The organism is Neorhizobium petrolearium (assembly GCF_017873175.1).
In the GTDB taxonomy this organism is placed as follows: Bacteria; Pseudomonadota; Alphaproteobacteria; order Rhizobiales; family Rhizobiaceae; genus Neorhizobium; species Neorhizobium petrolearium.
Window position 1 is genome coordinate 19,058 of record NZ_JAGGJW010000031.1, and the last position, 13,780, is coordinate 32,837.

Genomic DNA, 13,780 nt, shown 5'->3' on the forward strand with positions numbered 1-13,780 from the left:
CTTTTGCCTTAGCGAAGGTGAAGGAAAATGGAGAGTGGAAGTGTGACGACGCCCTTTGGGCGGCGGCCGATGACGCTTGGCATGTTTGCAAGTCAGGTCGCGTCGTGTGAGATCGAACCGGAAAAGTCGGTCGATAAATGGAAGCTCTATCGGGCGCTTTGTGAGGCCAGGCCTCTGCTCGGGGTTTCGGACAGAGCGCTCGCCGTGCTGAATGCGCTGTTGAGTTGCTATCCCCCCAGGGAGTTGGCTGAAGAGCGCGGACTCATCGTCTTTCCTTCGAACGCCGAGTTGTCGTTGCGCACGCACGGCATGGCGGAACAGACGATCCGGCGACACTTGACCGCTCTCATCGAAGCAGGCTTGATCATCCGGAAGGACAGCCCGAACGGCAAGCGCTATGCGCACAAGGATAGGGCCGGCGAGATCAATGAAGCTTTCGGCTTCTCCCTGGCACCTCTCTTGGCCCGATCGGAAGAGATCCAGCGGCTGGCGGCGGACGTGGTGGCTGAACGGCTGCTTTTGCTGCGGCTGAAGGAGCGGCTAACACTCTGCCGGCGTGATATAACAAAGCTGGTCGAGGCAGCGCTTGACGAAGGTGTGTCCGGTGACTGGGTGGCGATAAGCGAGGATCTTCGTAGCCTTGTGCAGCGTCTTCCGCGGCTTCCGACAGTAGATCAACTCCGCAGCTGCCTGGATGAGATGGAGTTTCTCCGCGAAAACGTGGTTAACAAACTGGAAAATCAGGTAAAAGCACAAAATCAAAGCGGCAATGCCTATCAAAATGAGCGGCATATACAGAATTCAAAACCCGACTCTAACTCTGAATCTGAACCAAGCTTCGAAACGAAGCAAGGCGCGAAATCCGAGGTCCACATCGACGACCAAGCCGAACCGCAAGGCCCGATAACCCGACGAAAACAATCGAGGACCGAGAGGGGAGGGACGGAAGAGCGCGGCAGCCTGAAATCGTTCCCGCTCGGCCTGGTGCTGCAAGCCTGCCCGCAAATTTCAGATTACCTGCCGGGGGGAGGGGCGATCAACAACTGGCGCGATCTGCAATCGGCCGCGGTTGTCGTTCGTTCGATGCTGGGGGTCAGTCCGTCGGCCTACGAGGAGGCCTGCGCGACTATGGGACCGGAAAATGCCGCGACGGTACTGGCCTGCATTCTCGAACGGGGAGGGCACATCAACTCGGCGGGTGGATATCTACGCGATCTCACACGGCGGGCCGAACGGGGGGAATTCGCGCTCGGCCCGATGCTGATGGCACTGCTGCGCGCTAACGGAGCGGTGGCCCGGCGTGTCAGCTGACGGTCCGGCCCATTGCGCTCGTGCCACCGAGAAGAGTCGCTCGAATCCTGTCGGTCTTGTTCGGAGGCGGAGGTGGTGCAGTTTCGGCATCGGCCGGGTGATCCTGGACGTCCCTCCGCTTCAGGCTGAGAAAGCGTTTTTGGGCGACCAGTCTGTCGGCGGCGGAGAGCGGCTCCACCGGGTTGCCGTCGATATCGTGTCGCATGGAATCGGGTTGGGCGCTCGCGAAATAATACCGTCTGGTGTGGACGAACGCACCGACGGCGCGGCGCAGCCGGGTGACACCCACGTCGGGTTTCAGAAGCGGACGTATCTCATCGAAGAGCCCGATGGCAAACGGCCGGATCGGATCGCCTGGCGCTGCCGGAAGAATACCGATCGGGCGGGTGAGGAGCGAGTTGATCACCTCCGCCTTCCGTATATCCGCGTCGGTTGCCGCAATCGGTCCGCAGCTGATCGTCCAGGGCTTATCCATTCCCTCTCCCACTTTTGCTGGAGCCTCTTTAAACTCCTATTGTGAACCGAATTTGTCCCCGCCCGGCCTCCGGTACCGGCGCCCCGGTCGTCTTCTGCCGCTCGGCGCTCAAGTCTGAGCGATGCGACGGGGACGTTAGGGACCCTATATGATAGCCGGGGAGGGAGATTTCCATGCGTCGATGCACGTTTGCAGCAGATCGGCCTGTGCTCTTTCCAAGGCAATGAAAGCCGTCGGCGTGCCGCAATATGAGCGTCGCCTGTGGAGGGCAAAGCCCAGTCGCGTCAGAGCGTGTAAGATGCCGTTCTCAGCGACGGTTCCTACGAAACATAGCAATCAGCCGATCCGCAGTCTCAAGATGGCAGTCCTCCAATCCGTTGATGAGGAGGACTTGGCCGAGAAAAAAGGTCAACTGCAGAGTGAAGATCGCAACGGCAATCGCAAGCCCGATGGTCGGCCAAGAAGCGGGAAACGCACCCCAGAAGATCGCGACCACAAGCCAGGAAAGGAGAATTTGTCCAATCAATGCCCCAGCTTCCACATATCGCCGGAGCATGAACGGGTCCGATTTCCGCTTCCATGGAAGCGTCATTTGTCGCCCTTCGATGCTTTGCCGCTCCCTGCGACCCGCGGCCTCCGCGGCGCGCTGTCTTTGACGCGCTTCGAACCGTTTCCTGAGATCAACTTTTGCTGATTTGTAGGCCATTCTCGATCCGCCATGCTCAATCTGACCGTTACGATTCGTAAGGTACAACGACGGGACTCCGCAAGGCAGCGGCGAATAATTACCCGTCGTCTTCGCTGTCGCTGATGTCCGAAGGATCGTCAGTGCCGCTAACAGGGAGGTCGTACCTCGGATTTTGCAGTCAATCAAATCAGCCGCGCCGCACGACCGCTGCGCCGGGTGGCGCTGTTGTAGTAGCTCGATGCCTGCTGGATGGAGCGATGACGGGATTGGTCCATCGCTTCGAGCAACGGAATGTCACGCAAGGCGGCTTCGGTGAGATAGCCGGATCTGAGGCCATGCGCCGAAAATTCGCGAGGCTCCAGCCCCGCCATTTTCGCCCGCCGCTTCACGATGTCGTTGACCGCCTTCGGATCCAACGCCCGCCGGCTGGCTGTGCCCCACCGGTCGATCGCCCGAAACACACTCCCCTTGGAGATCCGGGCGGCCGCCAGCCATTCGTTGAGGGCCTCGACCGGCTGCCCGGTCAGATAGACGACCTCCTCGCGGTCGCCATCGCTGGTCTTTGTCCGTCCGAGTTGGATCGACACCGCGGGAAGCTTCGTTCCATCCTGCAATTCCACCGGCTCCTCGACGGTAATCTGGTCGCGGCGTAATCCGGCAACCTCGCTTCGCCGCCGACCACCGGAGCCGAAGGCGACCATCAGCAGAGCACGGTCGCGCAGATCGCGCAGGCCATCGCCCTGGCAGGTGGCAAGGATGCGGTCGAGCACGTCGGCGGTCACGGCCTTGGCGCTCTTGCGTTTGCGCGGCCGTGCGGCGGCTCTTACCGCAAGCCGGATTGCCGACTTGAGGGGAGGGGCGGTGAAAGCGCCTTCGAGGCCTCGCCATTTGGTGATCGTCGACCAGCTCGCCAGCCGCCGGCGCACGGTGGACGGTGCGTGGGGTCCGCTTGATCGCAAGAAGCCCTGATCGCGAAGGCTCTGCTCGACGGCTGCCGGCATGCCATGGTCTGGCTCGACCTCACGTTGTTCGAGTCGCCAGAGGTGGTGGGCGACGAACTTCAGGAGAAGTGCTTCGGGGGCCGGCCAGGGGAGGGGGCTTCCGGTGGCGGCCAGCCCCCAGGCCTCCAGATAGGCGAGGTCCGAGGTCAGTGCCCGCAGCGTATTGTCGCCCATGCCCTCGTTGACGAGATGGCGAAGCGTTCCGATATCCTGATCGGTGAGCAGCTCGGCAAGTTCATCGCGGCGATCGGCCGGCAGGACAGCGGCGATGGTGTCGAGTTCCCCGGCACGGCGGTCGACGGCGGATGCGCGTCCGGCCTTCATCGCGACGTCTCACTCTGCGGCCGCCAGCGGGCGATGATCTTTTCGATCTCGCCGCGGTAATCATAGGGGTAGACGACATCCTCTTCGCGGGCGAGAAAGGTGAAGATCGTCGCCATGTCCTCGCCGATGTGAGGATCGACATTGGCGAGATCGGTCAGATCGAAGCCGCCATGCTCCTCGGCGTTCCACCAGGCGAGCAGGAAGTTGGCGACGCGCCGGCCCTGTCCGGTATCCTCATGGGCGACATTCAGCAGTTTTTCGAGGGCAAATCTCACTCGGTCTTCCATAACAATCCTCTCCCCGATCGTGTCGGGTTGCTGAGCGTGGCAATTCACAGCCCTCATTTGGGCAGGCCGTGCTCGTCATAGAGATCATCGTGGCTGGAGGTCGCATCGGAGGGGACCCCGGCCCTCGGCAGCCAGCCTCAGGAACGCGTCCATCGTCCCGTTTTCCCTGGCGATCGATGTCAGCGCCGCGATCGGCCGCCCCTTGCGGCAGATCAGGATCTCATCCTGCCGCACAGAGAGTTCAATCAATTCCTCGAGCCGCTCCGCGGCCTCGGTAGTTTCAACCAGGATCTTCATCTTCAGCGCATTTCACCAGACACGTTCATGGAGCACCGCGTCGAAGACCACATCCGTCGAGACAAAAGTGCAATGCTCCAGCCGGGCCTGGGCAGCGAGAATCCGGTCCCAGGGATCGCGGTGATCCCAGTCGAAGGAGGCCGCCAGCTCGGCATGAAGATCGCTGATGGCAAGCGCCTGCAGCCCGCTGGCCGTCACCGCGGCGCGCAATTCCTGCGGCTTCAAATCAAGTTTCTTCAGGCGCATCTTGTTGTCCAGCTCATAGAAGGACACGGCGCTGACCAGGATAATGTTGGCCTTGTCCTCGATCAGCATTCGGGCTTTTGACGAAAGCCGGTCGCTGCCGATCGTCCACCAGTAGACGGCGTGGCTGTCGAGAAGAACCTTCATGCCTTGGACTCGCGGCCGGCCGGTCCGCCCTTCCAGACGCCGGTATCGTCGTTGAAGTCGCCGGCGTCGATCGCCGCCTGCTCGACATCCTGATCATCGAACAGATCGTCGGGCAGGCCGCGCCGGCGCAACAGGCCGAAGGGACGTTTACCGGCAGGGTCGGCCGGGCCGATGCGGGCGTAAACATCGTTGCCGCGCATGATGACGATTTCTTCGCCCTGGTGGGCGCGTTCGAGGACCTCAGCGAAGTTCCTGCGCGCCTCGCTGATCTTGTAGCTGGTTTGCGGCATGATTGCCTCCGCCTGTTGCCGATCCGGCGAGACTAGCAGGTTTGTCAGGCGCGTACAATCCATATGTACACGTCACTTCCGATAAGGGTTACTTATCGATGGTTAGGACCTCGACCCATGAAACTATGCAGTGACGGACACAAATCCTTCACTAGTGTCCGTGTAGCAAATCATTTACCATGATTTCAATGTCTTACGATTTGGCCAAATTGCCCATCCAGAGCCTGCTGAGACCGATTTCAGACGCAGGCTCAGCTTTGTCCCGTCTGGACGAGCGCATTGCCCGTTCACCGGTCGGTGAGGGTTTTGTCGAACGCTCGCATTTCACCGACGCCTGCGCTTCGCTGTGGATCGACGGAGAACTCGTCCATCTCGAGGACCTCGTCCTGCACGACGCGACGAAGGATATCCGCACGCCGACCCATGAGCTGACAATCGCCCGCGACGTCCTGAAAACCCGCCGGCGCATCGCCGCGCAGACACCCGGCTGGGCGCTGTCGCCGGACGGTCTTCGCAGCCTCCGCGGCCAGACTACGTCTGGGGCGGCCGCTGACGAGCTTCCTCCCGGAAGTCCTGTTGAGGTGGATGGTCGAGAGCCGGACATGGCGTCGGCCGGAGAAGGGGAGGGGGAGGACGGCGATGGTAGCGGTATTCTACTCGACGCCGAGTTCGCTGCCATCGATGCGGTGCTCGCCCGCTCGGACGCTGCTATCGAACAAGCAAAACGGACCGGCCGCGTCGGCGGCCGCGAAAAGGATCCGATGGTCTACGATCTCGACTGGGATGAGGACGAGCGGCTCGACGAGTGGCGCGGCGTGCTGCGGCAGATGCAAGACCTGCCGGCGGCGTTGCAGGCGGTAGTCGCCCTCGATGCATGGAATGAATTATCGGTACTGCAGCATGCGGCCTGGCTCGGTCGGCTTCTCGCAGGATCGATCCTGCGTCAGGCTGGGCTGACGACTGCGACGCATCTGGCCGCCTTCAATTTTGGCCTCAAAACTGTGCCCGTCGATCGACGCCGGCATCGCGATCGCGAAACCAGGCTGCTGGCCATGCTCGCCGGTATCAGCGCCGCGGCGGAGCTCGGCCTGAAGGAACATGATCGCCTGGCGCTGGCGCGAAAAATGATGGAGCGAAAACTGGTCGGGAAGCGCACCTCGTCAAAACTCCCAGGGTTGATCGAGTTGGTTATCTCGCGGCCGCTCGTCTCCGCCGGTATGATCGCGAAGGAGCTTGCCGTCACGCCGCGGGCGGCGCTGCGGATTGTGGATGAATTGGGATTGCGAGAGATGACGGGGAGGGGGAGGTTTCGCGCATGGGGTGTCATTTAGACGTATCTTCACGGCAAGCCGCTCAGGCCAGCGTAGATTGACAGCGCTACGCGATAATCGATCAAGTGTTTTCCGTGTGGGTATGCGGTCACGAATTGCTTGATCTCCAATGGGGAGAATGAAAACTCCGAGGGAAGCTTTAGTTTTCGCTTAGCGGCTGCATCCGCAGAGTTGCATTGCTCACAGATGACGGTCGGTTCGAATCTCGGCGTGAACAAGCTAGGCGTCCCGCTCCAGAGGTATTTGTCGCCAGAATGATCATGATGCGAGTGATACCCACCTGCCCAACCGGGGCTCCGTGCCGCGGGGTTTTTCGGGAAAAGCGTGGTCCATCTAAGAACTTGGCACTTTGTGCGTAAACATCCTGGGCAAAGCCAGTGTTCAGGTAGGCTCCTATAGATATTCTTACAATGAGCTCCATCGAAAGCGAGATACTCGTCCAATGTCGGCCGTCGCACAACCCGATTGTGATCAAGGACCTTCTCTCTCGATTGATTTCGAATTCCGTGACCCTCGCACGCCTGGCAACGTCCCGCGCGGAAATAGCGGATGTCACCAGTCGCACATACACATGGACGAGGGGCGTTCGAAGGCATTGTTCCATCCATCCATTTCGGCTTCCGACTTGAACGCCAGTTCGGACTGCCATCGAAATCGCTAGTCAAAGGGCTACAAAGTTTGAGTGTCCAGCGGTGAAAAAAGGCGTTTACCTCGGCAATTCGCCCGCTAAAATACCTTCGAACTGGCGAGCCTCCGGAACGCCTGCTCGCACCAAGAGAGCAAGAAGGTTGTCGACCTCGTCTCGCACGGGTTGATCAGAGGCGAGAGCGTTGGGACTTGAGGTCAGGATCTCGCCGAGCCACGCGCAAATGCGTTGCCCCAACTTCCGTTCAATCCAAAGGTCAACATTATCGGGATAAGCGGTTAGCCATGCTCGGCTACCAGCTACGAGAAGTGGAAGCAAGCTCGCTTCTGGCATGGCTTCGAGCGTGTTCATCGTGAAAATCGCGGTGAAGAAGCTTGGGCTCCTGGCGAGAAAATCCTGAAGCTGAGGGATGATACGATTGAAGCGTGCCAGATCCTCATGTCTCAGATAGGTGGATGTTTGAGTCAGAACATAGTCGTTGAACAGCAATGTTGCGAGAGCAGGCCCGAGATGGACTTCGACCGTGCCCGATGCCCGTCCAACGTGACGGTCCCACCCCCTTGTCCCGATAAGCCTTTCTGTGAGCTGTCGACGAATTTCTGGCGCAACGTCGTCAAGCTCTCCACTTCGGAAGTAGACGAGATCTACAGCTCGCAGAAACACCTGCATGACATCGAAAAACGGCTCATCGGGAAGACTGATGATGTCGTTGAGTGAGAAAGCTCCGACTTCGGAGATTGAGAGCCCGCCGAGTGATTTCGCCAGTAGCGGGTAATACTGCGCATTCCATTCATAGGCGGTGCGGGATAGCTCTTCGTCTGTATCCAGACCCTTTCCGTTCAGCGACGCTGAAAAATCCTTATAAGCTGACAAAAGATCTCGAACCCACACTATGTTGGAGACGTCCGTAACAATCTGTAGGGTGCTCATCCAAAGCGCGGCAGCCTGGTCATCGATAAAGGTGCTCGCACGGATAAATTTTCTCTGTTTGGGCGCGGATGTTGGCGCCTTTCCGAGGGTCAGACGCCGCCGGTTCCTGCGATTGCCGCGAGCTTCGTCTTCCGTCGAAAATTCCGGCCACTGCGGTTCGGTTTCATTCTCGCCTTTGAGCCAGGCAATCTCCGCGTTCACGACAGCCGCCTGTCGTGTGGCATAGTCCGCGCGCTGCTTTTCACTCTCGTCCGGATCATCCCAAAGTTTTATGGGCTTGATACATGCGTTCAATGCACATCGGAGGATTGCCCTTGGTAGTCGCTCGTCATGGACATTGAGCTTTCCAATGACAGTCGCTAAGCCATGGGCTCCTGCGGGACTCTCTCTGGCTGCGATATCAAGGAGCAGCCGAACGCGCGCGGTTGTCGGATCGCGCAGATAAAGCTCGGCCAGTCCCGCGAACGCAGTCGCAACTGGGTTGAACCGTAGACCCCCACGGACGCGATGCGCCGCGTCGTCCTTGGCGCCAAGTGCCTTGGTCAGGAGCTCCTCGGCCCAAGCACCATGCTTCTGTCGCAGTTCGTCCGATCCGTCCCGAAGAAGGATTAACGCTGCTGCGCGGATCGCCTCCTGATTGACGAACGCCTCATCATCACTGTCGTCGTCGCATGCGGTTTCCCCGGTAATCGTTGATTGTTTTCGAGCCCATTCAACGCCCCTCGACGGCAGATCGATGGGTGTCCCGGAGGAATTATCCATGGCCATTGTCAAAAGCGCACTCAGGTTTGCGTGCTCGATCCGAGATGCCTCTCCCTCGTTCATCCTGGCAATGTGTGTTGCCTCGATTTCAGGCGATATGTACTGGCGGCCACGTGTGACCGAGCCACCTTCCGCTTGTAACTCCTGTTCAATCCAGTTGGCAGGTTCCAACAAATTCAGGGCGTGTTGGACCATGAATTCTGGGTCCGCAAAGTTTGCAGTTGGTTCCGGGGCGCCAAGCCGTTGGGCCGCCAACTGGAGATTCCCAACAAGATTGAGCCTAAGGCTCTCCGGCCCGTTGATTGTGTAGTCGTGATAGAGGCTCTCTAGCGGCAGGCGACGCGAGGGGCGCGACTTCAATGCCGCTTCCGCCGCAAGGCTTGCCGGGTCACTTCGCATGGCTCGCAGACCGAACAGATCGCGCGTGTCGAAACTATCCCGGGCTACGCGGTTACGATCCCAGCTGACCAGCTCGGGACTGGCGAGGAAAGAAGTCGCGATCTCTTTCGACTTTGGCCAATGGGAAATGATCAGATCGACTGCAATCAAAAGGAAGGCAGCGGGAGATCCAACCGGCCCCAGCACTGTCTTTAGGATGTCTTCGAAATCATCGCCGACATCAATGCGCTCATGCGCCCACATTTCGAGCGCCATGAGTGAGGAGCCCATGGCATAATATCCGCTGTCGCCACGAGACCACCGATATGTGTTGCGCCATGGAAAAAAACGTTCCTCACCGTCCAAAATCAAAACAAAGCCATCGGTGCCAGGATCCCGACCACCGGATCCGAAGGCGATCGCATGATTGACCAGTCTTTTGACGAGGCCAAGGCCGTCGGGCGTCGAATGCCTCAGAAGTTCCAGGAAAGGTCCCCTCGTCGGCCCATCTGGGAGGAACTGGCTATCAAGATATGTGAATGGCCCGAGGCGCTGCGACGACCGTTCGAACGGATCCTCTGGCTCTACTGCGATCAGGCTACCCGCCATAAGCTCGGCAAGTTGCTTTGGCGCTGCCTGGGCGAGCGACCCACTAAATTTGAGCAATCCTGCTATGATACCCCGATCGTATTTGTATTTGCGGATGCGTTCGAGGTAGTCGATTGCAAGATCCGGACTTTTCGATGCGAACAGCAATAACCCGGTCCGTAGCTTCTCTGCGACGGGCTGGCCGTCAAAGAAGCCAAATGACCCTGTGTAGCTCATTTGACGCTCCGCCTGGCGATCATCATCTTCGATATCGACCAGCCATCTATGCAAGCACGAAAGCAAGATTGGCGTCAGGCGGTCCTGCCCGAATGTTGCAAGCATCCAGCTCGTATAGAGCTCAGCGATGTCATCGATGATTTTTGCAGGAACACTGGCTCCGAGATCGATAAGCCACAGAATCAAATGCAGCCAGGATGCCCTGTTGGGAAGAAAGAGGCCCGGCGGTATCTGTTCCGGCTTGATCCCGATCTGAAGGAAAAGAGACGAAGCTGGTTCGACGTCCACGGCCATCACCGTTCGGATCAGCTCATGCAATAGACCGGCATCGTTTTCCAGCAGCGTGCCGGCCTCTCGCCTAAGCAATTCTGTCGCTGCCTCGGAATGGACGATAGCTAGCAAGGCGGCGCGCCGCCACGAGCCATGGATGTCAGGGGTCGAGAGCCGCTCAAGGACCTTGCCCCACCCGCCGGCGAACTCGCCGCGTTCTAACGCAAACCGCGCTGCCAACTCGACCCCGCGTCCGACTACAGCAGTAGCGGGCTTTCCGAGCGATAGCTCGTCAAACGAATGCGGATCGGCTGAAAGCAGGTTGCCGATGGCCCATTCCCGCAGGACATCGTGCCGGAAAGCCACTCGATCATTGCCTAAGTCTCTCAAGGTTTCGCTTCGCACCAGGCTGTCCAGGGCGGATGCGTCCAGATTGCTGGCATCAAGAACAAACTCGCCTTTGATCGCCATGCTGGCGAGCGAACGCAGCACACGGGCGCGGAGGCGATGCCCTTCGTTCCTGGGACCATCGGCAGATCTCCACCAATGCTCGGCCATATCCAGTTCGCTTGTAGGTATGGGCAGCCCTTGCGGTTGAGCGATCTGGCGAGATAGTCGATATAGATTTCGCACGACTTTGCGGGCCGGATGGTTATCGGCCAGGAGAAAGGCGAGCCGATGTTGAGCGTCGCTAAGCTCTTCGACTTCCGAGGAATTTAACTCGTCAATGATAACAGGTGTTGCGGGATCAAGCACCTTGATAGCATCGACGTCCAGCCACGATTGCTCGTCAATTCCAAAGTTTCGACGCGCGGTCGCTATAACCGTCATACCAGGTATGCGCGACGACTCTCGTAAGAGGTCGTTGACGGTTTTTCGTTCCTGTTCACTGAATGAGTCGAGATTGTCGAGGAACAGACTTGCTCCGCCATCGGCGGCCAAGTCGGATAGAAGCTCATGCAAGCTGCCATCGAAACCTAGTTCGACCCTCATCTGCGGCCAGCCTCGCAGTGGTGTCCGGCCCGGGGCCAAGACAATAATGCGGCCTTCAATTGAATACTGCTCGGCTAACTGCCTGAGTATACCGGACTTTCCAACACCTGCTTCGCCCCGAATTTCAACGTAGCGGCCACTCTGAAGCGCTGAGTTAACGGCTTCAATCCGTTCAGTTCGGGCGAGTGTGCTATCGCCAATCCTGTAGTCGATATCGGCAAGCGCGAGGGAAGATGATTCCCAGATGGCTGCTCTGACGTTCTTTAGTCTGGCATTCGCTGCAACAGCTAGGCCATGGGGCGACAAGTCTGCCGAAAGACGCTCAAAGTCTCGATCGCCCCCATCGGCTGCAATTTCCTCCGTAATTGAGATCAGCGTCGTCCACAGGGTCGATGCCTGATCAGCCTTCTCCGCCGCCAATACACGGCTCGCCCGCTCACGAGATAATTCCTCGCTGGCAGACCCAACTGCTGTAAAATCGAAAATCAGGATCTGAAGCCTGCCTAGAACCTTCCAAAGCGTCTCATCGCCATGATCTGCTCCGGCTTCACGCAGGTGATCACGGAGCGTTCGGACGAAGGCACGCATGTCGTCATTGCCAGCTCCTGTCCTGTTTAGGCGACCGAAGAACTCCAGTGCTGATCCCATCTGGCGTGCCCAGCGAAGAACGTCCTGGTAGGCACCATGGACTTTCCGGGACGCTCTGGCGGTCGCAATCGCCAATTCATTGCGCTCATCCCAGAAAGAGGTAGCACCGATTGCGCGTGCAATCTGTTCTGCCGTTTTTTTGAACGCGGCATCTGTAGGGGCAAACGAAATTGTTCGTTTGACCTGAATTTGGAGGCTTGCCTTGGCGCCCGTTGTCCTGTCATGAGCATGGACGATGACATCATCCAGCGGGAAGCCTTCATCACCCCGCTGAAAAGCCACGCGATCGATGACCGTACCCGGCAACCCTCGCGGCTCAGCCGAACTCTTTGTCACGGCCATCGATGTCGAGGGCTCCGCTTTTGACCAGCTGCGACCATGCGTCGGCGGCAGATCGGTTGATGCTGCGTGTGGACTGAGACATTTGACGTTCCGAACTTCGTTCCGTGTCGTGGATTGGCATCGACCACAGTCGTGGCACAACGTACCGCTAAGGTACGCTGAACCCAACTAATAGCCCCATCCGCAATACGCCGCTAAGCGCCGAGGTTGCGTCCAGTCTAACGGTTCATGTCGCTTGAAGAACGAGGAAAAGCCTTGCGCATGGACGACGGCGGCGCCATTCGCGGGGCCGCGATCGTTGTCGCTTTAGCCTGCCATTTGCACCGCTGCAACTGGCAATCTTTTCACAACCAACCCCTCCCTAGGACAAAGTGTAAGAAAAAGTAAGTCCGCGGGCTCCGGAGCGGCATTCGGTTCCGGGCAGGCGCCGATTACGCACTCGCGCCGTCCGTAAGCGCGTTAACTTAATTCCGAAATGACGAAATTGGCTGTCAGTGCAGCGCATATCGATCAGTAGGGATTCTCAAGTGTAATCAGTGTCGCTGCTTCGAAAATAACGCTGCCGACGGTTCGTACCCCTTCAAGGCGTTGGGACCCACCCTGACATCCTTGCTAGGTCGCGAACCCGGAATCGACCAAGACCCCTGGAGTGCCGCCAATCGGGCGCCATGTGGCTACCGACCGTCTTTGTCACAGATGCGGTTGGTTCTGTTAGCTGCGCGCGAATGCCAGAAGCGGAGCGATGTCATGATTGTCCGCCGCGCGTAGTGCGGCGACGTAGCGTCCTCGCAATTCGCCAACATTGGCCAGACTGCCGCCGCCCCAGGTAAAAGGATCACCGCCAAGCCGCTCGATCAGCAGGTCGGCTGCGAGACGTGCCTGCCGTCCATTTCCGTTCGGAAACGGGTGGATGGCGACGAGGCGATGATGGAATCTGATTGCTATCTCATCCGGTGGAAAGGTCTTGTGTTCAATCCAGTAATCAACGTGCGCGTCAGCGATGCAGAGCATTCGGCCATCGAAGAAGCGGCCAAGTCGGCCGGTATGAGTGTGTCTGCTTTTTTCCGTTCGCTGCTCCTCGAGGGTGCTGGCGTTCGACCCATTCTGACTGCGGAAGACAGGTTGATCATGGCCGCGTTGCTCGAAGACATGCGGATGATCGGCATCAATTTGAATCAGGTAGCCCGCTCCCTGAATGCAGGAAAGGGTGTCCATCCCTCAGAGCTGGACATCAACCTTGGCAACGTCCAGCGGATTCAGGCGGCTGTAATGAGTGAGCTGCGGACACTTTCGCGCCGTGCCGGGCATGAGCGCCGAGGCGAGGTGTAGGCCGTGGAGTTCTTTTTCGGCACTTTCACAAGCGAATGGGAGCAAAGGCGCGCGGCGCTATTGCACGAAATGACGCTCGGCGGCCGTGGGAGGGCTGTCGAGGAAGAGCTTGAGAAGAGACTGAAGAATCTGCAGCACCAGGTTGGGATGTCTAAAGGCGGGTCGGGATCTAGTGTGACGTCCCAGAGATTATGACGGGTTGTTCTATGCCCAGAATTGGCAGGTCTTGCGGGGGGACGAGCAGTTGGATGCTGCGCGCGACA

The 13,780-nt window shown here is 58.8% G+C and carries 11 protein-coding genes and 2 pseudogenes; 5 read left to right on the forward strand and 8 right to left on the reverse strand.

Features of this window, described 5'->3' with window-relative positions:
• Positions 1-27: 27 nt before the first annotated feature.
• On the forward strand, positions 28-1,311 hold the full coding sequence (gene repC / locus J2046_RS32460; RefSeq protein ID WP_210058846.1) for a plasmid replication protein RepC: 1,284 nt from the start codon (positions 28-30) through the stop codon (positions 1,309-1,311).
• Here repC and J2046_RS32465 read toward each other — a convergent pair.
• On the reverse strand, positions 1,304-1,786 hold the full coding sequence (locus tag J2046_RS32465; RefSeq protein ID WP_210058847.1) for a ProQ/FINO family protein: 483 nt from the start codon (positions 1,784-1,786) through the stop codon (positions 1,304-1,306). The genes repC and J2046_RS32465 overlap by 8 nt on opposite strands.
• A gap of 391 nt (positions 1,787-2,177) precedes the next feature.
• On the opposite strand from J2046_RS32465, the gene J2046_RS32470 reads away from it, so the two are divergent.
• A complete protein-coding gene (locus J2046_RS32470; RefSeq protein WP_210058848.1) occupies positions 2,178-2,480 on the forward strand; it encodes a hypothetical protein in 303 nt (100 codons plus the stop codon).
• Between the two features lie 176 nt (positions 2,481-2,656).
• On the opposite strand, the gene J2046_RS32475 is transcribed toward J2046_RS32470, so the two are convergent.
• From J2046_RS32475 to J2046_RS32495, 5 genes are all read right to left on the reverse strand, one after another.
• A complete protein-coding gene (locus tag J2046_RS32475; protein ID WP_210058849.1) occupies positions 2,657-3,799 on the reverse strand; it encodes a tyrosine-type recombinase/integrase in 1,143 nt (380 codons plus the stop codon).
• Positions 3,796-4,086 carry a DUF7673 family protein gene (locus J2046_RS32480; protein ID WP_210058850.1) on the reverse strand — a complete coding sequence of 97 codons (291 nt, stop codon included), beginning with the start codon at positions 4,084-4,086 and terminating at the stop codon, positions 3,796-3,798. The genes J2046_RS32475 and J2046_RS32480 overlap by 4 nt, the downstream gene beginning before the upstream one ends.
• A gap of 84 nt (positions 4,087-4,170) precedes the next feature.
• Positions 4,171-4,383, reverse strand: a complete 213-nt coding sequence (locus J2046_RS32485) for a type II toxin-antitoxin system prevent-host-death family antitoxin (RefSeq protein WP_407722205.1) — start codon at positions 4,381-4,383, stop codon at positions 4,171-4,173.
• A gap of 12 nt (positions 4,384-4,395) precedes the next feature.
• The gene (locus tag J2046_RS32490) at positions 4,396-4,773 is read right to left on the reverse strand and encodes a type II toxin-antitoxin system VapC family toxin (protein ID WP_210058851.1); all 378 of its coding nucleotides are present in this window, start codon (positions 4,771-4,773) and stop codon (positions 4,396-4,398) included.
• Positions 4,770-5,063, reverse strand: a complete 294-nt coding sequence (locus J2046_RS32495; RefSeq protein WP_210058852.1) for a type II toxin-antitoxin system Phd/YefM family antitoxin — start codon at positions 5,061-5,063, stop codon at positions 4,770-4,772. Before J2046_RS32495 ends, J2046_RS32490 begins: the two co-directional genes overlap by 4 nt.
• A gap of 179 nt (positions 5,064-5,242) precedes the next feature.
• On the opposite strand from J2046_RS32495, the gene J2046_RS32500 reads away from it, so the two are divergent.
• Positions 5,243-6,394: an RHE_PE00001 family protein gene (locus J2046_RS32500; protein WP_210058854.1), complete on the forward strand. Its 1,152-nt coding sequence runs from the start codon at positions 5,243-5,245 to the stop codon at positions 6,392-6,394.
• A gap of 706 nt (positions 6,395-7,100) precedes the next feature.
• Here the strand turns inward: J2046_RS32500 and J2046_RS32505 are convergent.
• Positions 7,101-12,188, reverse strand: coding sequence for an NACHT domain-containing protein (locus J2046_RS32505; protein WP_210058856.1), 5,088 nt, complete (start codon positions 12,186-12,188; stop codon positions 7,101-7,103).
• 711 nt (positions 12,189-12,899) lie between these two features.
• A pseudogene (locus J2046_RS32510) lies at positions 12,900-13,175 on the reverse strand (mobile mystery protein B); the annotation flags it as partial.
• Between J2046_RS32510 and J2046_RS32515 the strand changes: the two are divergent.
• Both J2046_RS32515 and J2046_RS34430 read left to right on the forward strand, forming a co-directional pair.
• Positions 13,116-13,517, forward strand: coding sequence for a DUF6290 family protein (locus J2046_RS32515; RefSeq protein ID WP_210058860.1), 402 nt, complete (start codon positions 13,116-13,118; stop codon positions 13,515-13,517). The pseudogene J2046_RS32510 and the gene J2046_RS32515 overlap by 60 nt on opposite strands.
• Before the next feature lie 3 nt (positions 13,518-13,520).
• Positions 13,521-13,700, forward strand: a pseudogene (locus tag J2046_RS34430) (hypothetical protein); the annotation flags it as partial.
• Between the last annotated feature and the right edge of the window lie 80 nt (positions 13,701-13,780).